The following is a 23,850-nucleotide window of genomic DNA, read 5'->3' on the forward strand; positions in this document are numbered from 1 at the left end:
GAAAGGGAATACCCTAGAGTTTACCGGTAAGCCTGGCTTTGTACCAATTGAGCCAACCGTTGAGCGGCTCCTGCTTGCCCTCGGGTTTGCCGCAGCCGTTTCCGTATTTCTGCAAGTTCGTCTGGATGAGACAACCACTCTAGCGCTAGCGCTGCCACTAGTTGTGGCTGAAGTTCTCCAATCAGTTCTGGAACGATCGCCTCTCCTGCCCAAATGTTTGGCCAAGCCAACAAGCGAGGTTTCCGCAAAAACCACCAATTAATCAATTTGGCGAACCCACTCCCCACTCCTGGCAAGTTAGCCAACAATCCTGGAATACCGTCCCAAGCCCGCATCGCGTCTAGTTGTTGAGTCGGAATCAGGACAATCATCGGCACAGCCAAGGCTCCTAACTCTGCTGTGTTTGCACCTACCGTAGTCAGGCACAGAGCACAACGGGACAATAGATCATACGCAGGAAACTTTAACCATAAATCAACCCGCAATCCGTCTGTGGTTTTTAGATAAACGCGATCTCCTTCCCGATCGATCGTAGCTGTGACATTGCCAAATTTTGAGGCGATCGGATTTTGGGTAGCGTCGGCAAATTTGGCCAGGGTAGCTAAATCCAGGGTAGGAGCTACGGGAATCACAAAGCGCGTATTGGGGCGCCTGTGATAAATCTGTTGCAGAATCGCCAGCCCAAATGGAACACCTTGAGCTAGTTTGGCTGGTTTGGAACCAGGGAGGAGAGCGATGAGGGAGTCGGAAGGATGAGGGATGAGGGATAAGGGATGAAGGGGTACCGGGGTGTTTTCTTCCCCATCTCCTCTATCTTCCTTAGCTCCCCAACCCCCATCTTCCCAACCCCCAATCTCCACATCTGCCATCAAATCGCCCACCACGCTTAGCTTATGGGCGTACTGCTGGGGAACGCGATCGATTAACTCTGGTTTCATGACGCCAAACCGATCGACCCAACGATGCCAACGGGTCTCCCATTCGCCATAAACCACAATGCGATAGCCGAGCCGCTTGCCGATGATCACTGGATAAATTTGATCGCCGCCCAGAAACACCACTACCCCTCGATCGCGCCAGTCCCAGCTATCTGCCGTTTTGCCCCACAACAGAAATGGGAAAAAATGCCGAGCCGCTTGAATGCGATCGATCTCTGGATAGGATTGGGCAATTTCCACCTCGCGCCCGCTAGCATTGGGACAGGGAGACAGGATGAGGGAGATGCGGACACAACGGCGATCGTTTCCCATTTGCTGACGGATGGCTCTCACGACGGGGCGCACCCAAGTGGTAATTTCACCCGGACCGTTGGAAAGCAGGAGAATATCAATGGGATTCATAGTCAGAAGCCGCGATAGATAGAAAAGCTGAACGATGAAGGGGCCGGAATGGAACCAAATTCCACTGAAGGACCTCACCAAGGCTAGAGACACTGAAGGCAAACGTTGGGAGCAGCGAACATGCTAGGGTTACTCGTGATGGCAGTTCTTGCGGGGGTTGGGGCGATGTGGTGGTTTCTGCGTCGCCAAAAGCGAGAGTGGATCAGCAACCACGCTTTAGTCTATGTGAAAGGGGCCGAGTACCGCTACCCAGACCTACCTTTGGGGGGCTATGGTATCCCGATGCGGGTGAAAGATTCTGGCTACCAACGAGTTGAGGTGGTGTTTCCTCGTCTTACCGAAAGCGGAGAGGTTGAATATATCTACTCCTGGCATTATTGGCGAGATGTGGAAATGGCGACTCCCGCAGCGGCTCAACAGCTAGACAAACCGATGGAACTTGCAGACGGAATTGCACCAGTGATTCGGGAACATCTGCAAATTGATGCAGAAATCTCGCGGTTAAATCGAGAGTATAAAAAAGTCAATGAATTAGCCGATCTAGTCTCAACATCAGATCTTTACTCTAATCAAGTGAGTCTCTATGAACGTGCGCTAGATCAGATCGAAAACTTATTGAGAAAAGCAGAAGAATTGGAAAATATCTATATTTGCTTCATTCGAGAAACATTAATCGGTCTACAAATAGCGTCATACGATGCCGATCGCATCACTAGTGATGTATTGCAGTTTGATGAGCAATATCGGCAATTAAGAGAAGAATATTTGCGCCTGAAAGAGACGGCGATCGCCCATACAGAACTCATGCGCTAGCAAATAAGTAGCAAATAACAATTCGATTGCTTTTTTAGAAAAAGCTGTGAAACCTAGGTGCAATTCATAGATTTTTCCAATCAAATTGATTAGATTTTTTTAGAAAAACTGAGCATACACTTTTATGTTCGTCAAGAAATGTAAAAAAATATCTCGTTGTTTTTATCAAATTGTGTCAGATAACCGGTCGATTGCCCAGTTGGTAAGGGTTTTCTGGTAAAACACTCATGTAACATTATTTCGGGGCATCCGCGTCAGCGCTGTGCTTGGGCGGCTGGGTTCGGTCTATCTGCGTGCTGACCCCTACCTGCCAGGTATCCTTAACTTGCGCTGATAGAAGGATGAACTCGTGCTAAGTAGCCGACAGCCTTTTGAAAGGAGCCTAACCGCATGTTCACTCACGTCAAGCCCGCCATCAGGCACATCGCGCCCACCGATCTACAGGGACGATCGCTGATCAAGGTGGTCTATGTCGTGCTAGAGCCGCAATACCAGAGTTCGCTCTCGGCGGCCGTTCGTTCCATTAACCAGAACAACCCTAACCTGGCCATCGAAATCAGCGGCTATCTACTAGAGGAGCTTCGTAGTCCCGAAAACTATGAAGCGTTTCAACAGGATGTCGCCCAAGCTAATATCTTCATTGCCTCTCTTATCTTTATTGAGGAACTAGCCGAGAAAGTCGTAGCCGCTGTAGAGCCGCACCGCGATCGGCTCGATGTAGCAGTGGTGTTCCCGTCGATGCCGCAGGTGATGCGCCTTAACAAAATGGGCAGCTTTTCCATGTCGCAGTTGGGGCAATCCAAGAGCGCCATCGCCCAGTTTATGAAAAAGCGCAAGGAAAAGTCAGGGAGTGGCTTCCAGGATGCCATGCTGAAGCTGCTGAATACGCTGCCGAAGGTACTGAAGTATCTGCCGATGGAAAAGGCGCAAGATGCCCGCAATTTCATGCTGAGCTTTCAGTATTGGCTGGGCGGTTCGTCCGAGAATCTGGAAAACTTCCTGCTGATGCTAGCAGACAAGTACTGCGATCCAGCGGGAAGTCTGCGCGATGCACCGCTGCAATATCGCGATCCTGTCACCTATCCCGATATGGGCATTTGGCATCCGCTTGCGCCACACATGTTCGAGGACTTGAAGGAATACCTCAACTGGTATGCTTCTCGCCAAGACGTTCCCAATGATTTGAAAGATCCGCTGGCTCCCTGTGTGGGGCTGGTGCTGCAACGAACGCACTTAGTCACAGGGGATGATGCCCACTACGTGGCGATGGTCCAAGAGTTGGAGTGTCTAGGAGCCAAGGTGATTCCTGTATTTGCTGGCGGACTAGACTTTTCTAAACCCGTCGATGCCTACTTCTACGATCCGATCGTTAAAGAGCAGGCGATCGTTGATGTGGTGGTATCCCTGACTGGATTTGCGCTAGTGGGCGGCCCGGCTCGACAAGATCATCCCAAGGCGATCGAGGCGCTGAAACGACTGAATCGTCCCTATATGGTGGCGCTGCCGCTGGTGTTTCAAACTACCGAAGAATGGCAAGACAGTGATCTGGGTCTGCACCCGATTCAAGTGGCGCTGCAAATTGCCATTCCTGAACTGGATGGAGCGATCGAACCGATTATCCTGTCGGGACGCGATGGTACAACGGGGAAAGCCATTGCTCTGCAAGACCGGATTGAGGCGATCGCTCAGCGGGCAATGAAGTGGGCCAACCTGCGCCGCAAGCCTAAGCTCCACAAAAAAGTGGCGATCACAGTGTTCAGCTTCCCGCCGGATAAGGGTAACGTGGGCACGGCGGCTTATCTAGATGTGTTCGGCTCCATTTACGAGGCGCTGAAAGCTCTAAAGCAGAATGGCTATGACGTAGAAGACCTGCCGGAGTCGGCAGAAGCGTTGATGCAAGCGGTGATTCACGATGCGCAGGCGCAGTATAGTAGCCCCGAACTCAATATCGCTTACCGGATGTCGGTTCCAGAATATGAGCGGTTAACGCCCTACTACAAACGCCTGGAAGAGAACTGGGGCCCAGCTCCGGGTCACCTGAACACCGATGGCGAAAGCTTGTTGGTGTTTGGTAAGCACTTTGGTAATGTCTTTATTGGCGTCCAGCCCACCTTCGGCTATGAAGGCGATCCGATGCGGCTACTGTTCTCGCGATCGGCCAGTCCCCACCACGGTTTCGCTGCCTACTACACCTACCTGGAACATATCTGGCAAGCGGACGCAGTGCTGCACTTTGGTACGCATGGATCGCTGGAATTCATGCCAGGCAAGCAAATGGGCATGTCCGGTGAGTGCTACCCCGACTCGCTGATCGGGCACATTCCTAACCTCTACTACTATGCGGCCAACAATCCCTCGGAGGCGACGATCGCCAAACGCCGCAGCTATGCAGAAACGATCAGCTACCTGACGCCGCCGGCAGAAAATGCCGGATTGTACAAGGGCTTGAAGGAACTGAGCGAGTTGATCGCCTCCTACCAAACTTTGAAGGACACGGGACGCGGCGTACCCATTCTCAACGCCATTGTGGACAAGTGCCGCCTGGTGAATCTGGATAAAGATATTGAACTACCAGAACAGGATGCCGCGGCATTAGAGCCAGAGTACCGAGATACGCTGGTGGGCAAGGTCTATATCAAGCTGATGGAGATCGAATCGCGCCTGTTGCCCTGTGGTTTGCATGTGATTGGCAAGGCTCCCACCGCTGAAGAAGCGATCGCCACGTTGGTCAACATCGCCGGACTCGATCGTCCCGAAGAGGAAATCATGAGCCTACCGCGCATTATCGCCAACAGCCTGGGCCGAGATATCGATCAGATTTACAAAAACAGCGATCGGGGACTGCTGGACGATGTGCAGTTGCTCTACGAGATCAACCAAGCCAGCCGGGCGGCGGTGGCAGCAATGGTGAAGGAACAAACTGATGCCGACGGTCGCGTTTCAAAAGTAACGAAGCTCAACTTCTTCAACATCGGACGCAAGGAACCCTGGATTGAAGCCCTGCACGAGGCAGGTTACCCCAAAGTTGATCCAGACGCAATCAAACCCTTGTTTGAGTATCTGGAGTTCTGCCTAAAGCAGGTGACAGCCGACAACGAACTAGGAGCGCTGCTAAAAGCCTTGGAAGGCGAGTACATTCTGCCGGGCCCGGGTGGCGATCCGGTGCGTAACCCCGATGTGTTGCCGACAGGCAAGAATATTCATGCCCTCGATCCGCAATCGATTCCCACCACTGCCGCAGTACAGTCGGCACAAATTGTGGTCGATCGCCTCTTGGCCCGGCAAAAAGCTGAGAACAATGGGCAATATCCAGAAACGATCGCCTTTGTCCTTTGGGGTACAGATAACATCAAAACCTATGGTGAATCGCTGGCTCAGGTGATGTGGCTCGTGGGTGTGCGCCCGGTCCCCGATGCTTTGGGTCGGGTGAACAAACTGGAGTTAATGTCGCTGGAAGAACTGGGGCGTCCTCGCATTGATGTCGTGGTCAACTGCTCCGGTGTGTTCCGCGATCTGTTCATTAACCAAATGAACTTGCTCGATCGGGCAATCAAAATGGCAGCGGAGGCCAATGAGCCGATCGAACTCAACTTTGTTCGCAAACATGCGATCAAGCAAGCAGAAGACATGGGTGTGAATCTGCGACAGGCGGCGACTCGCGTTTTCTCCAATGCCTCTGGTTCCTATTCCTCCAACGTCAACTTGGCAGTGGAAAATAGCACCTGGGAAAGCGAGTCCGAGCTTCAGGATATGTACTTAGCGCGGAAGTCCTTTGCGTTCAACTCCGATAATCCCGGCATGATGGAGCAGGCGCGAGACTTGTTTGAATCAACGCTAAAGACCGTGGATGTGACGTTCCAGAACCTGGATTCATCCGAGATTTCCCTCACTGATGTGTCACACTACTTCGACTCCGATCCCACCAAGCTAGTATCTACTCTACGGGGAGACGGCAAAACGCCCACGGCCTACATTGCCGATACAACCACCGCCAACGCTCAAGTCCGCACCCTGTCGGAAACTGTTCGCCTAGATGCCCGCACCAAATTGCTGAATCCTAAATGGTATGAGGGTATGTTGTCCCATGGGTATGAAGGTGTGCGGGAACTGTCGAAGCGACTGGTAAATACGATGGGCTGGTCGGCTACCGCCGGAGCCGTAGACAACTGGATCTACGAGGACGCGAATACAACCTTCATTCAAGATGAAGCGATGCGGAATCGATTGATGAACCTGAACCCAAACTCCTTCCGTAAAGTGGTGGGAACGCTGCTGGAAGTTTATGGACGCGGTTATTGGCAAACCAGCGAAAGCAATATTGAATTGTTGCAGCAACTGTATCAAGAAGTAGAAGATCGCATTGAAGGGGTTGAGTAATCTCTGTTTAGAGGATTGATGGCAGTGGATATTCGGCTAGAACTATCTCAGGTGGTTAAAACTCGAAAAGATGGATGATAAAGTACACAACTTACCCTTCATCCGTCCATGACCGAGCAATTTACCCAAATTAATACTCAATTAATAAGGCGGGTGATGAACCCGTCTTTTTTGGTCGCATTTGTCACTTATGTGCCCTTCCCGTTTCTATATTCCCTAACTTACCTTTACTCTGGGGTTGAAGCAGTTCTTGAAAGTCACCTGTCGTGAAGGTGGCTTAACTTGAGCGTTACATCCCAGATTTGAATATGAAACTAATCCTCAAACCAACTCGATCGCCAAGCGGCTTCAGCTTCGGCGATCGATCGTTCTTTCTGTTTTTTGTGATAATCGCGTCCTAGTTTATGCAGTTGGTTCGAGAGGTCGCGAATTTTAGCGCGCCAAATCGTGGTGGCAGAATCACTAAATTCAATTTCAGATAGCCGTAAGCGGATGGCCATCAATTGTGTCATTGTTGGTTCTTTCTCTTCCTCGCCATCAGTTTCAATTAGTAGGTGCAGAAGATTAGGTGGGCTAACCGTGGTTTCAGCAGCGATATCGGCTTTGGATGCAACTTCTAATACGGGTTCTGGCAAATGCCCCGACAGTACTTCAGATTGTTGTAAAAGGCGATTGGCACCGTGCGACAGGGTTTGCAACAGGTCAATAATGCCCGCTTCTAGGTGTTCTTGCCACTGCAATAGGTCTTTGGGATGCGCCGGCAAGATTGGTTTTTGATCGGGAGAGGCGGAAGGTTCGATCGTATCCTCTGTCTTTGAAGACTCAGCGGCGTTGGGGGGGGGGACGAGGGAATCAGATTGGGTCTCTAAATTGCACTCAAGGGGGGGAGCCTGATCAGCATCCGGATCAAAATGAGAGTCGCTAGTTGCCTCCGTTGGGGCAGATCTGAGCGCTTCGATCGCCTTTAACCAGTCAGGCAGTGAATCAGATGATGACAGGGTTGCCTCCGTTGAGGTGTCGATCGTCGTTGCCTCAGATTCATCGGGATTGATGGGCGGGGCCGATTGCTGGTGTGCCCGCTCAATTTCTCTTGCTACCTCCTCGTCAATTTCCTGAAGAATGGCCAGATCGGTGGTGTCCAGGAGCGACGCGGCCGTGGAAGCAATCGATGAGGATCGCGAAGTTGCTGGAGTATAGGCAGCATGAAGCAACTGTAGAAGTTGGGGTTGGGCCGCTTTGGCTAGCTGCCGTAATGCCTGTTGTAACTGTTGCCGTTGGCTGAGGGAAAGCTTCAGAAATCGCTCTGGATAGGCATGAGTACAAAGATGATAGCTAGCCACCACAAGCTGCTGCTGCACAGCTTGTCCCAGCGCCGTGAGATATTGCTGATAGGTGTCATAGAACTCTTGAGCGATCGCCGTTACAGACTGATTGAGGCGAGCCAGTTCTTGATCAATGCGCTCAACTGTTCTCATCGTGTGTTCCAATCTCTGTTGTTTCCAGAATAACGTTTGTTTATGTCCAACTAACGAAAATGGGTAATAGGCGTTGAGAAAACGGCTTCCCATTCACCTATTACCCCCTTCTATCTAGACTCGGTATAGGCGCATAGGATACGCCTCCACAAACTGTCTATTTCTTCTATTTCTTCTTTTTCTTCTTATCCGACTTGGGCTTGCTTTCGGTTTTGGTCTTAGGAGCCTCGATCGTTTCAGCCGCCGCGACGGGTTCAGCATCTTCCACTTCAGAGACGGTCGCTGGCTCAGCAGCAGTGGCAGCCGTAGGCTCACTTGCGGCTGGAGGTGCGTCCACCTTCTCGACCTCTACAGTTTCGGTCACGGTTGTAGAAGGTTCCTCTGGTTTTGGAGCAGCCGCACCCGTTTGGGCAGCCACCTCAGCGGCAAAATCTGTCTCTTCCTTCTCAATGCCCTCGCCCATCACAAAGCGAACGAACCGACGAATCTGAATGTTTTCTCCCAAACTAGCGATATTTTGTTTAACCAGATCGGCAACGGTAATGCTTTGGTCTTTAATGTAAGGCTGATCGAGAAGAGACAATTCCTTCAGCCGTTTCTCAATTCGCCCTTCTACAATTTTCTCGCGGATATTTTGTGGTTTGTTGGCCATATCATCTCGGCCCATTTCAATCTCTTTCTCTTTCGCTACCACATCCGCTGGAATGTCCTCAACTTTGACATATTCCACATTAGGACAAGCCGCAATCTGCATGGCCACATCTTTGGCTAGAGCCTTGAAGGCTTCATTGCGGGCCACAAAGTCTGTTTGACAGTTAACCTCGACCAGAACCCCAATGCGGCCGCCCGTGTGGATGTATTGCTCGACCAATCCTTCAGCTGTAATCTTGCCGGCTTTCTTCTCCGCTGAGGTAATTCCTTTTTGGCGGAGCCATTCGATCGCCTTTTCAATATTGCCATCTGTAGCTTCTAGCGCTTTTTTGCAGTCTCCGAAGCCTGCATTGGTTTTATCACGCAGTTCCTTAACTAGTTTTGCTGGTATATCCGCCATTGTGCCTTAGTCCCTTTCTAAGTCAGTGTTGAGTGCTCAACCGTGTCCTTACTCAATCCTAAAAGGGGAGGGGAGCAAGGAAAAGGCTAAAAACTAAAGGATGACGGCAAAAGCACAGGCTTAGGCTTTTATTTTTTACCTATCTTTCACCTTTTTCATCCTTTGAATTCCCGTCCTTGCCCGCCGTCGCCTTGCTCGACCTATTCTTCCGTTTCTTCTTCGTCGTCTACAAACTCGCTGTCGTCGTAGTCAAACTCTTCTTCGGCTCCTTCGTAGTCGATATATTCTTCCTCTTCTGGTTCTAGTTGACCGTGACGCCCTTCGTAGATAGCATCTGCCAGGCGACCCACAATGAGTTTAATCGATCGAATGGCATCGTCATTGGCAGGAATCGGAATATCAGCTGTATCCGGATCGCAGTTCGTATCTAACAAAGAGACGATCGGAACACTGAGCTTTTGACATTCTTGAACGGCGTTGTACTCCCGACGCTGATCGACAATCACGACAACATCAGGCAGTTTGCGCATTCCTCGAATACCACCTAGGTATTTTTGTAGCTTCTCTAGTTCCCGCCGCAACACCGCTGCTTCTTTTTTGGGCAACAGATCTAGTGCGCCTGTTTCTTGGCGACGCTCCAAGTCCTTCATGCGCTCAACCCGGGTTTTGATGGTGGCCCAGTTTGTGAGCATTCCGCCCAACCAGCGCTGATTGACATAGAAAGAACCACAGCGAGACGCTTCCTGAGCAATGATGCCCGCCGCTTGCCGCTTTGTGCCCACAAACAAGACACGCTTACCTTGTTCAGATGCGGTACGTAAATAATTGTAGGCTTCCTCCATCAACTGAGCGGTTTGCACCAAGTCGATGATATGAACCCCATTGCGAGCCGTATAGATGTACGGAGCCATCTTCGGATTCCAGCGACGGGTTTGATGCCCGAAATGGACTCCAGACTCCAATAGCTGAGCCAACGTAACAACTGGCATATCGGTTTTTCTCCTTTCGGGTTAATCCTCCATCCAGGCGTATTTCTAACAACAGCGCAATAACGCCGTCAGAAACACCCGAAACCCCGGATGTGTGAAGTTAGACAACCCTACTAGGGTATCATGTCTTGCCCAGGGGCTGCATGTTGTATGGGGCTAATTTTCCGCTGCTTGAGACAGAGAATGAACGGAACTACGGTTACGGCTTTTTGATCGGGCCTTGGTGCCACCATCCAAGCCGGAGTGAGCTTTCACAATTTCTACGTTAAAGCGGTAGCCAACGTTGCGAACCGTTTGAATTAAATTAGGTTGGCGCGGATCGATCTCAATTTTTTTGCGCAAGGATAGCACATGCGTATCAACTGTACGGTGGTTGTCAATTTCATCCGGCCAGGCCTTGCGCAATAATTCTGCCCGGCTGAGGGGGGCCCCTCCAGCTTGCGCCAGCACATAAAGTAAGCTAAATTCCTGTGGGGTTAAATCAATTAACTCATTTTTGAGGCGAACTCGACGCTGAATTAAATCAATTTTTAGATCGCCATAATCTAACGAAGCGGGGGCGGTTATGGTACGATTTCGGCGAATTAGAGCTTCAACTCGAGCCAAAAACTCTTGCATACCAAAGGGTTTGGTGAGATAGTCATCCGCCCCTGCCCGCAACCCCGCCACAATGTCAGCCTCGGTATTACGAGCCGATAGCATTAAAATCAAGGCCTGCTGTTGCTGAAGCCAACGACAGAATTCTAGTCCATCCCCGTCGGGCAATTCTGAATCGAGAATGATTAAATGCGGTTGGCGGCTAACGAACATATCCCTTGCCTGTTGGAGGTCAGCAGATTGATGAACCCAATAACCAGCCTGTTGCAAGTGCCAACCGAGTAACGATCGCAAGTGGGGGTTTCCCTCAACGATTTGAATGCAAACAGAGGCCACGGCGCTAAGTTTTGCTTTGACTTTATTCTTCAGGCTAACAGAGCCTTTGTCAGGGTTTTGTAACCACGGCTACGTGATATGGTTCGGGGGTCGGCCATAGAAATTGAGGATTTAGACCTTTAGACTACCTCAAAAACACTAGATCCCGACAGGGATCAGCGCAAAGGCAGTTCTACTGCAACGCTACAATAGTCTTACAGATAGATAAACCCAAGTCCACAAGCCTTTATAATGACAAGACACCTTAAATAAGTGCTTCCTAAACCCACTGAGTTGTTTGTAATCATTTGTAGACTCGTTATTCTTTACAGTCAAAGATTGGAATAGCTACTATGCTTCAAGATGCCCAAACAATTCGCTACTACCAGAGGCTAACAGATGCCTTAGTTGAGTTATGGAATCGGGGGTATCGCTTTGAGGAAATGCGACATTACATGGAAGGTTATGTTGCAGCTTTGCGGCATTCTAACGCGATCGAGCCATTTATGATTCATCGTTTAGAAGAAGAAGTGACTCGTTATCTCTATGATCCATCCAATTTCGCGATGCCTGAATCAGAACCAGACTACCGATAGCAAGCAAATACCCCTCTAGCAAATTGCCTGGCTAGGGGGGTATCTAATTTAATTTAGTTTGATTTAGTTTGCTGTTTGATCGCGTAACCAGACTTGGATCATTATGAGGCAAGCGCAACTTCCACCATCTGCTGCAACTCACCCTTTTGATACAGTTCAATCATGATGTCTGACCCGCCGACAAACTCACCATTGATGTAAACTTGCGGAATCGTCGGCCAGCTAGAGTACTCTTTAATGCCCTGCCGAATGGCCTCATCGCTTAAGACATCAAAGGTTTCAAAGGGAACGGCCAGCATATTCAAAATTTGTACTACATTGTTCGAGAACCCGCACTGAGGCATCAACTTAGTGCCCTTCATGAAAACCATGATCTTATTGTTTTGGACTAGCTCATCAATTCGTTGCTGAGTTTCTGGAGACATATCGTTTAAAGAAATAAAAGTTCAATCAAGTGTGTATCAGTGTGTATCACGTTTCGATTGCTTCCATCTTAGGCAAGATGTAGGTATATAGGTGCTAGATTTGTCCAGACATTGCCCACTCTTGCGGAGTATAGGTTTTCATCGTCAATGCATGAATAGCTTCAGACGACATAGCTTGCTGTAAAGTTCGATAAACTAGCTGATGCTGTTGAATCAGGCGTTTACCCTCAAACTGCGAAGAAACAACCACTACTTGGTAATGATCGCGCGTTCCAGTCAGATCTTGAACCTGAACTTGAGCATCTGGCAGTCCAACTTTGATCATTTCCGCAACTTGATCGGGACTCACCATTCAACCTCCTGGGATGTGAATTTACCTTTAATTTTACTATTGAGGCACTGGCAACGCGGAGGTAGGCTCATTAGAACCGCGAGGATAGGGGGAATCAACGAATCCTAGTTCAAATAACTGCTGATAGGCCTGGCGTCCCAGATCGCGGGTTGGATTTTGACTACGAATGATTTGGATAAGCAGGGGAACAGCTAGTTCTGGCTTATTTTGGGCCCGATGCACCAACGCCAACTGATAGGTAGCTTGATCGCGCATCTGAGCCGTTTCTACGGCCTGGGCACGCTGTTCTTCGGCAATGCGATTGTCAATACCGGAAAAGCTAGCGGCTAGCTCTTGGTAGAAATTGGAAAGTTGATTAAACACTTGACGAGCTTCTTGTAGCTTTGAAACCGCCAACTCGTAGTTTTGGGCAGACACGGCGGCTCCCGCTTCGTCCATGAGCCGCTGACCGCCCTGGATGCTGAGGATGCTACCTTGGGCCAGCGGACGTAAATCGTCAGTTGTAGTGGCTGGCGTTGGTGCAGAACCTTCCTCTTCGGGCAGGGCTGGAACTTCGTCTGAAACATCAGGGGTTTGGGCTTGCACAACTGGGTGCCCAATGCCCACGAGTGCCATGGTTGACACAGTTGTCAGCAAAAGCAAACTCGTCGAAGGCAAAACGCGAAGGGGGTTAAACGCTACCATGAACTCACTCTGTTGAACTGTGTGACTGCAAACAAATTTGGTCTTGCGCCATCTTACCACTGAGTGCTTTACTCCATTGAACTTTTTATTTTGATTGCTGCTTCGATGTGGCGTCCAGTTTTCAGGTCGTTTCGCCCTCGTCTCTTAGCTGGATTTAACCGCATTGTCTGACTTCCGTGGCGATCGCCGCCGCCAACATAGCTGGTTCAATGGGTTTAGCTAGATGCTGTTGAAATCCAGCGACAAGGGACTGTTGCCGATTCGCCTCAGTAGCGTAGGCCGTGAGAGCGATCGCATAAATTGATTGGTAGGGAGCAGAGGACGATCGAATTTGCCGCAGCAAGGTATAGCCGTCCATATCCTGCATGCCAATATCACACACTAAAACATCAAAAGGAGATGTTTCGACAGTATTAAATTCCAAGGCATCAAGGGCAGCTTGGGCAGAGGTGACGGCGGTTACGGTTGCACCTTCTTGTTCCAAGACAAAGGCAATGAATTTTAGAGTAGCAGGCTCATCTTCTACAACCAGTACCCGAATCCCCGACAAATCAAACCGCTGCATGGTCGGAGCGATCGAGAGTTTGAACGAGGGAGAATGAGACACCAACGGCAGCCGCACTGTAAAGGTTGCACCCTGATTATTTCCTTGGCTTGCGGCGGTGATGGTGCCGCCATGCGCTTCTACCAGTTGTCGAGCGATCGACAGCCCTAGGCCTAATCCTCCATACTGGCGGGTGATTGATCCATCGCCTTGGCGAAAGCGCTCAAAAATAAATGGCAACAGGTCAGGATCAATGCCCTGTCCCGTATCGCGGATGGTGATTTGAGCATAGCGATCGACTCGCTCTAAGCCAACGTAAATTTGACCGCCCTCTGGAGTGAACTTGATTGCATTGGACAGCAAATTCCAGATCACTTGTTGCAATCGCCCTACATCGCCCATAATCTGGCCAACTGTTGGATCAAGATTGGTCTCAAGGCGAATCGATTTTGCATCGGCAGATAATCCGACGGTTTCCAAGGCCGCGGCGATCGGAGTGATCAACGAAACAAAGGTTAAATTCAGCGTCAGTTTCCCCTGGACAATACGTGACAGATCGAGCAAATCATCGACAAGTTGAGCCTGGCGTTTAGCACTTTGTTCGATCGCATCCAACGCTTCTTGATATTTGTCTGCTGATAGTTGCTTGGTTTGCAGCACCTTCGTCCAGCCTAGAATCGGGGTGAGGGGGGTTCTCAACTCGTGGGAAAGCGTCGCCAAAAATTCATCTTTGCTGCGGTTGGCTAGTTCTGCCTCGGCTCGTGCCTGTTGTTCTTGCTGCAATAGCTGTTCTCGTTCGGTTTCAGATCGTTTGCGATCATCAATATCTCGCTGAATGGCTACAAAGTGAGTGATAGTCTGATTGCCATTCCGAATCGGCGTAATGTTCCACTCAACATAAAATGGAGTTCGGTCTTTGCGATAGTTAATTGCTTCGCCATGAAAGGGCTTGCCTTGAGCAAGATGAGTCCGCAACTTGTCTAATACCGTGCGATCGGTTTCTGGCCCTTGCAAAATTCGCGGTGTTTTCCCCAATACATCTTCGCTGCGATAGCCTGTCATTTCGCTGAAGGCCGGATTCACATAGACGATCTCAGGACCTGGTGGATTCAATTGGGCGGTGGTGATGATGATTGAATCCCGCGATTGCTGAACAGCCGAAAGCAACAACCGAATGGCTTCTTCGGCCATTTGCAAATCTCGTAGAGCTGCTGTCAACCGTTCCAGTGATTCGGTTAATCGACTTTTCTGTTGGGGCGGCAACTGCTTGGCATTTTGCTCAAACTCGGCCACCCTTTGTTGCACATCTTGAATTTGATCAATAAATTCGTCGCCGTTCACCTGTTTCGCAACCCAACAACACCGACTCCTATTGTGAAGAAATATATCAACAAAAACATTGCCACAGAGAGAGATTTATGAGGAACACAGAAGGCAGGTTAAGTTGGTTGGTAGTACGATTGCTCTATGTGCTAAGTTGATGAGCATCACAAGTTATAAGTTGATGAGCATCAGGTTATCTACCCATGGCTTGGGTGCTGGGGGAACAGGGCTAGGGGCTAGAATTGTAAGACCACGGCTATGGCTGGAACGTAACCTATGACAGTTTTGTATGATTTAGCTGACTGCGTAATTCTTGGCATCGATCCAGCGATCGCCACAATTGGCTTCGGTGTGATTCGCGGCAAGCAAGCTTTAGACTATGGTGTGATTACCACGCCTGCCAAACAACCGATGTACGAGCGCTTGAGTCAGATTCGCTCGGACATTCAAGAGTTGTGCGATTTGATCCAGCCAGATCTAGCGGCGATCGAGATGCCGTTTTTTGGGCGTGAAAATACTAACGCCAGCAAGGTGCTACGGGCCCTGGGTGTGATTGAATTGGCCCTAGGCGATTGGGGCTTGACTGAACTTGTGTTCCTGCATCAATCGCAGGTAAAGGCGGCCGTGGCGCAGTATGGAGCTAATAAAGGGGAAATTAAGCAAGCCGTGATGCACATTTTTGGGCTGGCGCACCCCCCCTCACCGGATGACAGTGCTGATGGCTTGGCCATTGCTTATGCGGCTCAATGTGGCGCACGGGCCAATGTGGCATAGTAGGGGCGATCCGCGCATCGACCCCACTTTGCGCATCGCCTTTACTACAGACATGACTATCGCACTCCAGCAGGTTTACCCGTACCGTTTTGGCTAGCTTCGGTTTCTGGATCGGCAAGCCCAAACACCTGATTGAACACCTTTTGCACTTTGTAACCAGAATCGATCGACTCCAACGGGTCTTTCCGTAAGCGGTGGCGCAAGGCCATGACAATTACCCGGCGAATGTCATCAACCGTGACTTCGGTGCGGCCTTCCAATGCAGCCAGGGCTTTGGCAGTGCGATTCGTGACAATATCGCCGCGCAGACCGTCTACATCCAGTTCAGCACAAACCTGTGAAATGTTCACCTTCAATTCATGGTCAATCGAGACCAACTTGAGGCGTTCTTGTGCACTGATTAGCTTTTGCTGAAGGGCTGCTTGTTGCGCTTGATATTTTTCTAGAAAGGCGTCTGGATCTTGGTCAAATTCCGATCGCTGTTCCACAATTTCGACGCGCAGGGTTGGATCTTTGACGGTGCGGATTTCGGCATGTAAGCCAAAGCGATCGAGCAATTGCGGTCGCAGTTCACCTTCTTCGGGGTTGCCCGACCCCACCAACACAAATCGGGCTGGATGACGAATGGAGATGCCTTCTCGCTCTACCGTGTTCCAACCAGAAGCGGCCGAATCGAGCAGGACATCCACCAGATGATCATCTAATAAATTCACTTCATCCACATAGAGAATGCCCCGATTGGCTTGAGCGAGGAGTCCTGGCTCGAAGGCCTTGACACCTTCCGACAGCGCTTTTTCAATATCGATCGTGCCACAGACGCGATCTTCAGTCGCGCCCAAGGGCAGATCGATCATGGGCACTTTTTTCTTTATCGTGGTGATTGCGTCGCCCGCTTCAATCTGCTGCTTCACCCAGTCGCTCATCAAGCCTGGATCACTAGGATGGCTGTTGAAGGGATCGCCAGAGACGACTTCGATGTCCGGCAACACATCAGCCAAGGCTCGAATAGTGGTGGATTTGCCCGTGCCGCGATCGCCCATGATCATGACGCCGCCAATTTTGGGATCGATCACATTTAGCAATAACGCCAGCTTCATCTCCTCCTGTCCAACAATCGCAGTGAAGGGAAACACGGCGCGACGAGTCGAAAATTTAGCAGAGGAACTGGCAATGGTAGGACTCACAGGATTACCTAAATTCTAATAACGCGACATTAAGACTGTTTTTCATTTTGACACATTCAGGGAAAGCGAATGCTGCCGACTAGCTATCTTTGGAAATTTGCGATCGGAGGTAGGAGGTAATGTTATACGCCGTTATACGCCAATTACCAGTTCGTCGCTGATCTTAGCTGGTCATGAATTGAAGACCTGAACCAAGCACTGACATCAGTCTCGAGTGAGCATTCGCTACGATCAATTAATCAAGCAATTAATTAAGACAAATTGGAGACAGATTCAGGAGAACGGCAATGAGTGTTTTAGGAAATCTCATCTGGCTGATTTTTGGAGGATTGGTGAGCGGCTTCGGATACATTATCGGGGGCTTGACTTTGTGCTTGACGATCGTTGGCATTCCCTTCGGGCTGCAAGCCATCAAGCTGGGCATTGCAACGCTGACCCCCTTTGGACGGGAGGTCGTTGAACTAAAGGAGGCTGACAGCACATTGAGGCTGGTGTTTAACCTAATTTGGATTGTGCTGTTTGGCTGGGAGATTGCGCTGTCTCACCTAATTCACGGCGTGATTTTAGCCATCACTATCATTGGGTTGCCCTTTGCTAAACAGCACTTTAAATTACTGGAAATGGCGCTGCTGCCCTTTGGTCGTGAATTTCGTCGCGTCCGCGTCAATCGCCCCTACCTCACCGATCGGCTAACCTGATCTCAACCTGATCTACAATGCCTTTGTCGCAATCAACACAGGATAGTATGGCAAGTCAGGCTGCAATTCCAGTCGTCGTCAATGGGGCAGGCGGCAAGATGGGTCGGGAGGTGGTTAAGGCAGTGGCCGCAGCGGATGACATGTCTCTCGTGGCTGCCGTCGATCGCAGCCCCGACTTACAGGGTCAAGACATTGGCGAACTGGCAGGTTGCGGCGAATTGGAAGTGCCGATCGTCAATGATCTTCAAGCGGCGTTGGTGCTCTCGACGCAGGAGCGCGGAACCCCCGTCATGGTAGATTTTACGCACCCGGATTCGGTGTATGACAATGTGCGCACGGCGATCGCCTATGGAGTGCGTCCGGTCGTGGGAACCACAGGACTCAGCGCTGAAGAAATTCAAGACTTAGCGGAGTTTGCCGACAAAGCGAGTACGGGTGCTGCAATTATTCCCAATTTTTCGATCGGCATGGTGTTGTTGCAACAGGCAGCCGTGCGCGCCTCGCAGTATTTTGATCATGTAGAGATTTTGGAACTGCACCACAATCAAAAAGCCGATGCGCCCAGTGGTACAGCTATTCAAACGGCTCAATTGCTGGCTGAGTTGGGTAAATCCTATAACCCGGCCCGCGTCAACGAAACCGAGAAAATGCCCGGAGCACGCGGCACTTGCACTTCGGAGGGAATTCGGATTCACAGTATTCGCTTACCAGGACTGATTGCCCACCAGGAAGTGATCTTTGGTGCACCTGGAGAACTCTATACGTTGCGCCACGATACGAGCGATCGCGCTTGCTATATGCCCGGCGTGCTGTTGACCATTCGTAAAGTGCTTCCGCTGAAGTCGCTGGTGTATGGACTAGAAAAGCTGCTGTAATAATCCGCTGCCAGAGGCGGGTGTTCACTAAAATATGAAATCATTGAACACTTCTGCCTAAATCTCTCTCCTAAAATAGGCGAGAAACTCTCGATTTGGCTCTCCTGCTCCAGCGGATGGAAGCAGGGGTTAGGGATGAGAGTAGTTCTAGATACGAGTCCACCGATGTTACTAGGCGAATAAAGTTCGAGCCGTCCCCACCACAGGGTAGAATGCGGATGGTTTTTGGCAGGTTGAGTCTGCCAGTTCTCATCGATTTGATTGACTTTAGCTTAACCAAAGCTTAACCAAACAGTTGACTGTAAGGAGGGTAACGTCCTGGCTACTCGTGTCGTTCTTGTGCGTCATGGTGAAAGTACCTACAATGCTGAACGTCGAGTTCAGGGACACTGCGATGCATCCCGGCTAACGGAAAAGGGGCGAGCAGGTGCTCGTCAAGTTGGAGCCACGCTCAAAGAATTACACTTTGCCGCCATCTACAGCAGTCCGCTGCAACGGGCCCGCGAAACCGCAGAGCTTATTCGATCGACCCTGCTTGACCAGAATGGCTCCGCTGCACCAGCTTTATACCTAACCGACAACCTTAAAGAAATTAGTTTGCCGTTGTGGGAAGGCTTGACGTTTCAAGAGGTTGAAGAAAAGTATGCCGAGGGCTATGCGGCGTGGCGCGAGCGCCCCCATGAACTATGCATGGAGATTGTCACCGATCAGGGCATGGAACCGTTTTATCCCGTACCGACCCTATATGACCAAGCACGACGTTGTTGGCAAGAGGTGCTGTCTCGTCATTCTGGAGAAACCATTTTGCTGGTCGCTCACAGTGGCATCAATCGTTGCTTAATCAATACGGCGATCGGGTTAGGGCCAAAATCCTATCAGTCCATTCATCAATCTAATTGTGGTATTAGTGTCCTCAATTTTGCTGGGCAGTTGGGCGACTCTGTGCAACTAGAATCAGTCAACTTGACGGCACATTTAGGGGAACCACTCCCTAAACCTAGAAATAACCATACGCCTCGATTTTTGCTAGTTCGGCATGGCGAAACGGACTGGAATCGCCAGCAACGCTTTCAAGGTCAAATGGATATACCGCTTAACGATCAAGGACGGGTGCAAGCTCAACAAGCTGCTGCATTTCTAGCGAATGTGCCCATCGATCGGGCAATTAGTAGCCCGATGCTCCGGCCCAAGGAAACCGCCGAAGTGATTTTGCAACACCATCCCAACCTTTCCCTAGAACTCGATGGCAAGTTGCGTGAAATTAGCCATGGACTGTGGGAAGGCAAGCTAGAAGCAGAGATTGAGCAAGCTTTTCCGGGTACTCTGGCGCAATGGAAAACGGCTCCTGAGACAGTGCAGATGCCTGAAGGCGAGAACTTACAGCAGGTTTGGCAACGGGCGATCGCGGCTTGGAACGCTATGTTGAATTCCACCCCCCCCAGCGGCGGCGATCGTCCCTTCACCACGTTGGTAGTAGCCCACGATGCAGTCAACAAAGCGCTATTATGCCACCTTGTCGGGTTGGGACCTCAGCACTTTTGGACGTTCAAACAGGGCAATGGCTCTGTCACCGTAATTGATTATCCGCAAGGCATCACCGGCAATCCCTTAATCCATGCTCTCAATATCACCAGCCACTTGGGAAGCGTGCTCGATCGAACGGCCGCAGGCGCATTGTAATCCGTGGAAGCCAGTATGTCGAAGGAACTGCTTCAACAGGTTCGGCTGATTGATCCAAACACCAGCACCGATCGCAGGGTTGATGTGCTGGTAGTAGATGGCAAAATAGCCGCGATCGAGGAGAAACTGGTTGATATTCCAGCCGATGTTCAGGTGCAGCATTGTGCAGGACTGGTTTTAGGACCAGGGCTGATGGATTTGTATAGTCACTCTGGAGAGCCTGGCTTTGAAGCCCGCGAAACCTTAGATTCGTTGCGGCAAGCGGCCCTCGCAGGAGGCTTTACTCGCCTAACGCTGTTGCCGGATACACATCCCCCACTTGACAATCGCGCGAGTGTGGAGTGGATGCAATCGCAATCCTCCCGATATGTGCCTATGGCTCAATTGCCTAATGACCAATCGACTCAGTACCACGCTGCCTTACCCAAGCTCAATTACTGGGGAGCATTGACACTGGGAACGCAAGGCGAACAAATGGTGGAATTGATGGAACTGGCTGAAGCGGGCGTGATTGGGTTTACAGATGGTAAACCGATTGCCAATACCTCGCTGCTGCGAAGACTTTTGGACTATGGACAAGTGCTACAAAAACCGATCGCCCTCTACTGCTGCGATCGCAGTCTAGCTGGAGGAGGGGTCGTGCGGGATGGGCTAGAGGCGGTGCGGTTAGGGTTACCGGGCAGTCCAGTGATAGCTGAAACGGTGCCGCTTGCTGCTGTATTGGAGTGTGTGGCCGAGGTGGGAACACCAGTGCATCTCATGCGAATCTCGACGGCACGGGGGGTTGAACGACTGCGGGCTGCTAAAGCAGAAGGGTTGCCCGTCACTGCCAGTACCACCTGGATGCATTTACTGTTGAACGTGACCTCGGTGCATGCCTATGACCCCAGCCTATGCCTCGACCCGCCCTTGGGTAATCCCAGCGATCAAGCGGCCCTGATTCAAGGCTTGCAGGATGGCACGATTGACGCCATTGCCATTGATCACACCCCTCTCACCTATGAAGAAAAGACCGTAGCCTTTGCCGAAGCTCCACCCGGTGCGATTGGGCTGGAACTGGCCTTGCCGCTGCTGTGGCAAACCTTTGTGGCATCGAACCGCTGGTCGGCCGTGGCGCTATGGCAATCCCTCAGCACCAATCCTGCCAAATGTTTACATCAGCCCACCCCCCAATTGCAACTCAACCAACCCACAGACCTGATTTTATTTGACCCCAACCTCGTCTGGACTCTGACGCCAACGACCCTGAAATCTCGATCGGCCAACACCCCGTGGTTGGGACATGAAATTCAGGGACGGGTGATTAAAATCTGGGGATAATCGACGGCATCTACATAAGAAAAACTTCGGGGATAAAGCTGTTCGGTCTAAAATCATGAATCGAAATTCGTGAAAAGCTGATACCCTGATCCTGAGCTAACAAGGTAGTTAGGTGCACTTGGAGTACAATGTACACCCCGCTGTTCCTTCATCCTGGTTTCCCTGAGGTTTGAGATGGCGTTTTGGGAATTTCTGATTCAAAAAGAAGGCGATCGCTCTTGGTTGCCGCTGGGATCTTCTAAGGTAGAGATTCTGGAAGGACGATACCGCATTGTGGCCCATTCCGAGCGCAGCAATACCCCTGTGGAAATTCGGATCATTCACGATGCCACCGCTGAAATTCCGCCCATTCGCCGTACGCAGAAGCGGGTTAGTCAAACCAACAACAATGGATTAGTGGCGATTCTGCCGTTTACTCGGCTGCTGCCTGGAGTTTGGGAACTGCGCTGCACCAGCGATTTGATGGCAGATATGTTAGGAGAAGGATGGCAGCACAGCGTTCAGTTGCAAGTGTTGCCGCTAGAGGCAGACGAGGATTGGGAACCAGATTGGTTAGAGGCACACAATTTAGTTCGTGAGGCCCCCCCGCAACCTCTGACTACTGTGCCCTCTCAGGAGTCGGAGAAGGCTCCCCTCACTGCTAATTCAGGTGATGGCTTTATCGCTCGCCATGAATCGCCATTGCATTCCGTTCTCGGTCCAGAGATTTCTTCCGCAAAGCCCGCAAAGACAGAGGAAGCATCTCAACCAGCCGCCACAGACGAGCCTCCCATCCTATCCACTGACACCCCCCCAGACACCACTCCAGACACCGCTCCAGCCGCCACGGCTTCTGATCTGCTCCCCCTAGCCGAGCGGACGATTTCATCCGCTGCCGAGGTACCGGCACGGTTGCGTTTGGGACAAGATACATTTATTATCCAACGCGGACAGTCTCTGATGCTGATGGGGCAGGTAGAAGCCAGCAATGGGCAACCCACTGAGCAGCCCGTTTCGCTAACAGCGCTGCAAGTCCGTCTCTATGACCCTCGCACATCTAATATTCTGGCTGAACAGCAACAACCTCTCACCGATCGCCCTTTGCCCTTTCCGTTTACTTGCCAAATTACTCTCCCCGATGACTTTCAAACTTATCTTGTCCTAGGAGAAGTGATTCTGCATACTGGCCCGGCCGCCATCAGCCAGTCCTTCAGCGTCACTACCGATCTCCACGAGTTGTTAGACGCCATTGCCAACGATTTCTCTGATATCGAGCTTTTGCCGCCGCCTGGTCTGTCTTCCGAGGCAGAAGCGCTTGCGCCCCTGGACTCAACTCCTTTACCTTCTGCGCCGACGGATACCATCGTTCAAGCAGTTCAGTTCCACCCCTCTCCTCAGCAACCGCTGCCACCGCAACTGTATCCCGCTACTGCTTCTGCCGATGCTTCTGCCGATCAAGATGGGGTTCGCAAGCCCCTCGATTTACCTTCTTTCCCAATCGCATCAACCCCAGCCAGTTCTGCTGATGTCCATCCTGCCTTCAGTGATCCGGCGGCTGGCAATGGCTCATCTCTTGCCGATCGCCCGATCGCAGAATATGCTGGGCACTCATCTCTCAATCCAGAAATGACGGTTCCGGCTTTCCTTGATCCAGGAGCGATGGCTGCTACCACTCCGTCCGTTGTACCGCAAGCATTCGATAATGATGCTCCGCTTCCGGATTGGGAGCAGCTAGAGCGTACCGAACCACCACCATCGCCATCGGTTACTGATTCTCCAGAGGACGTAGCGTTTCGATCGTTGAATCTACAGTCCCGGTTTTGGAATCGACTTCAGTCCTTAGCGTCCGATCGCGAGTTAGTCGAATGGTTGCGGACTATAGACCCAGTGTTTGAATCTAGACAAGCTGGCGTTGAAACTGCGGCGATACCGCCAGTCGTCGATCGCGAGTCCGAGTTAACCGCTCAAGAAATTGTAGTCGAGGACGAACTCACGGATAATTCCTCAGCTATGAATGGCGTCTCAATGGACTCGGCGGCAACAATGCCCGTTCTGCCAATTCAGGAACCTGTTCCCGTTCCCGAATTAGAGATTGCCACAGACGAGTTAATTGCTGGTGAACAAACCTCTGTCCGTGTGGTGCTCCCCTATGGATTGCCTCGGCTACTAGTGAAGCTGTGGTTTGTCGATCGGCAACAACGCACGCTCTTGGATGGTCCCCACTGGCTTCTAGACTTCGCACCCGATGGGTTTGGTCATCTCGTCACTGAAACGAAGCTTTTAGTCCCCTATGGGTGTGTTGAAATTCAAGTTGAGGCAATTGCCATTGAAATGGCGACCCAGCGCGAAAGCAACAAGGCGATCGTCGTTTGTGGCGTTGTACCACCGGATCTGTCGGTTCCATTGGATGAAATCGACGTGTGGTTGAATCAAGACAGTTAACCCCTGAAAGAAGGGAC

Annotated in this window: 19 protein-coding genes; 9 read left to right on the forward strand and 10 right to left on the reverse strand. The window is 50.9% G+C overall.

Translation table 11 applies throughout. From position 1 onward, the window contains the following. Window positions 1–20: 20 nt before the first annotated feature. The gene (locus tag OXH18_RS11780) at window positions 21–1,340 is read right to left on the reverse strand and encodes a glycosyltransferase family protein (RefSeq protein WP_268612974.1); all 1,320 of its coding nucleotides are present in this window, start codon (window positions 1,338–1,340) and stop codon (window positions 21–23) included. A gap of 120 nt (window positions 1,341–1,460) precedes the next feature. Between OXH18_RS11780 and OXH18_RS11785 the strand changes: the two genes are divergently transcribed. Beyond that, window positions 1,461–2,153, forward strand: coding sequence for a hypothetical protein (locus OXH18_RS11785; protein ID WP_268612975.1), 693 nt, complete (start codon window positions 1,461–1,463; stop codon window positions 2,151–2,153). A gap of 390 nt (window positions 2,154–2,543) precedes the next feature. Next, window positions 2,544–6,530, forward strand: coding sequence for a magnesium chelatase subunit H (locus OXH18_RS11790; protein WP_268612976.1), 3,987 nt, complete (start codon window positions 2,544–2,546; stop codon window positions 6,528–6,530). A gap of 314 nt (window positions 6,531–6,844) precedes the next feature. Here the strand turns inward: OXH18_RS11790 and OXH18_RS11795 are convergent, their stop codons facing one another. The 4 genes from OXH18_RS11795 to OXH18_RS11810 all read right to left on the reverse strand — a co-directional run bounded on the left by OXH18_RS11795 (window position 6,845) and on the right by OXH18_RS11810 (window position 10,978). After that, window positions 6,845–8,005, reverse strand: a complete 1,161-nt coding sequence (locus OXH18_RS11795; protein WP_268612977.1) for a hypothetical protein — start codon at window positions 8,003–8,005, stop codon at window positions 6,845–6,847. Between the two features lie 166 nt (window positions 8,006–8,171). After that, on the reverse strand, window positions 8,172–9,056 hold the full coding sequence (gene tsf, locus OXH18_RS11800; protein ID WP_268612978.1) for a translation elongation factor Ts: 885 nt from the start codon (window positions 9,054–9,056) through the stop codon (window positions 8,172–8,174). Window positions 9,057–9,256: 200 nt separating this feature from the next. Further along, complete coding sequence (rpsB, locus tag OXH18_RS11805) at window positions 9,257–10,045, reverse strand: 30S ribosomal protein S2 (RefSeq protein ID WP_268612979.1); 789 nt, start codon at window positions 10,043–10,045, stop codon at window positions 9,257–9,259. A gap of 156 nt (window positions 10,046–10,201) precedes the next feature. After that, window positions 10,202–10,978, reverse strand: coding sequence for a response regulator transcription factor (locus tag OXH18_RS11810; protein WP_268612980.1), 777 nt, complete (start codon window positions 10,976–10,978; stop codon window positions 10,202–10,204). Between the two features lie 332 nt (window positions 10,979–11,310). Between OXH18_RS11810 and OXH18_RS11815 the strand changes: the two genes are divergently transcribed. After that, entirely contained in the window at window positions 11,311–11,553 is a 243-nt protein-coding gene (locus tag OXH18_RS11815) for a DUF6761 family protein (protein WP_268612981.1), read from the forward strand. Window positions 11,554–11,654: 101 nt separating this feature from the next. Here the strand turns inward: OXH18_RS11815 and grxD are convergent, their stop codons facing one another. The 4 genes from grxD to OXH18_RS11835 form a co-directional block, all read right to left on the reverse strand. After that, entirely contained in the window at window positions 11,655–11,978 is a 324-nt protein-coding gene (gene grxD, locus OXH18_RS11820) for a Grx4 family monothiol glutaredoxin (RefSeq protein WP_268612982.1), read from the reverse strand. A gap of 94 nt (window positions 11,979–12,072) precedes the next feature. Then, complete coding sequence (locus tag OXH18_RS11825; protein ID WP_268612983.1) at window positions 12,073–12,330, reverse strand: BolA family protein; 258 nt, start codon at window positions 12,328–12,330, stop codon at window positions 12,073–12,075. A 36-nt stretch (window positions 12,331–12,366) separates the two neighbouring features. After that, window positions 12,367–13,014 (reverse strand): hypothetical protein, encoded by a 648-nt coding sequence (locus OXH18_RS11830; RefSeq protein ID WP_268612984.1) that lies wholly within the window; start codon window positions 13,012–13,014, stop codon window positions 12,367–12,369. Window positions 13,015–13,168: 154 nt separating this feature from the next. After that, complete coding sequence (locus OXH18_RS11835; protein WP_268612985.1) at window positions 13,169–14,899, reverse strand: ATP-binding protein; 1,731 nt, start codon at window positions 14,897–14,899, stop codon at window positions 13,169–13,171. A 258-nt stretch (window positions 14,900–15,157) separates the two neighbouring features. On the opposite strand from OXH18_RS11835, the gene OXH18_RS11840 reads away from it, so the two are divergent. Then, the gene (locus OXH18_RS11840) at window positions 15,158–15,655 is read left to right on the forward strand and encodes a crossover junction endodeoxyribonuclease RuvC (RefSeq protein ID WP_268612986.1); all 498 of its coding nucleotides are present in this window, start codon (window positions 15,158–15,160) and stop codon (window positions 15,653–15,655) included. Window positions 15,656–15,711: 56 nt separating this feature from the next. Here the strand turns inward: OXH18_RS11840 and bchI are convergent, their stop codons facing one another. Beyond that, window positions 15,712–16,839, reverse strand: a complete 1,128-nt coding sequence (gene bchI, locus OXH18_RS11845; RefSeq protein WP_268612987.1) for a magnesium chelatase ATPase subunit I — start codon at window positions 16,837–16,839, stop codon at window positions 15,712–15,714. Window positions 16,840–17,126: 287 nt separating this feature from the next. Between bchI and OXH18_RS11850 the strand changes: the two genes are divergently transcribed. The 5 genes from OXH18_RS11850 (at window position 17,127) to OXH18_RS11870 (ending at window position 23,833) form a co-directional block, all read left to right on the forward strand. Beyond that, complete coding sequence (locus tag OXH18_RS11850; RefSeq protein WP_268612988.1) at window positions 17,127–17,537, forward strand: YccF domain-containing protein; 411 nt, start codon at window positions 17,127–17,129, stop codon at window positions 17,535–17,537. Window positions 17,538–17,584: 47 nt separating this feature from the next. Next, window positions 17,585–18,412, forward strand: a complete 828-nt coding sequence (gene dapB, locus OXH18_RS11855; RefSeq protein ID WP_268612989.1) for a 4-hydroxy-tetrahydrodipicolinate reductase — start codon at window positions 17,585–17,587, stop codon at window positions 18,410–18,412. 318 nt (window positions 18,413–18,730) lie between these two features. Next, a complete protein-coding gene (locus tag OXH18_RS11860) occupies window positions 18,731–20,092 on the forward strand; it encodes a histidine phosphatase family protein (protein WP_315874711.1) in 1,362 nt (453 codons plus the stop codon). A gap of 15 nt (window positions 20,093–20,107) precedes the next feature. Beyond that, complete coding sequence (locus tag OXH18_RS11865) at window positions 20,108–21,412, forward strand: dihydroorotase (protein ID WP_268612991.1); 1,305 nt, start codon at window positions 20,108–20,110, stop codon at window positions 21,410–21,412. Window positions 21,413–21,586: 174 nt separating this feature from the next. Continuing rightward, a complete protein-coding gene (locus tag OXH18_RS11870; protein ID WP_268612992.1) occupies window positions 21,587–23,833 on the forward strand; it encodes a hypothetical protein in 2,247 nt (748 codons plus the stop codon). Window positions 23,834–23,850 lie beyond the last annotated feature (17 nt).

The organism is Thermocoleostomius sinensis A174 (assembly GCF_026802175.1).
Classification (GTDB): domain Bacteria; phylum Cyanobacteriota; class Cyanobacteriia; order Elainellales; family Elainellaceae; genus Thermocoleostomius; species Thermocoleostomius sinensis.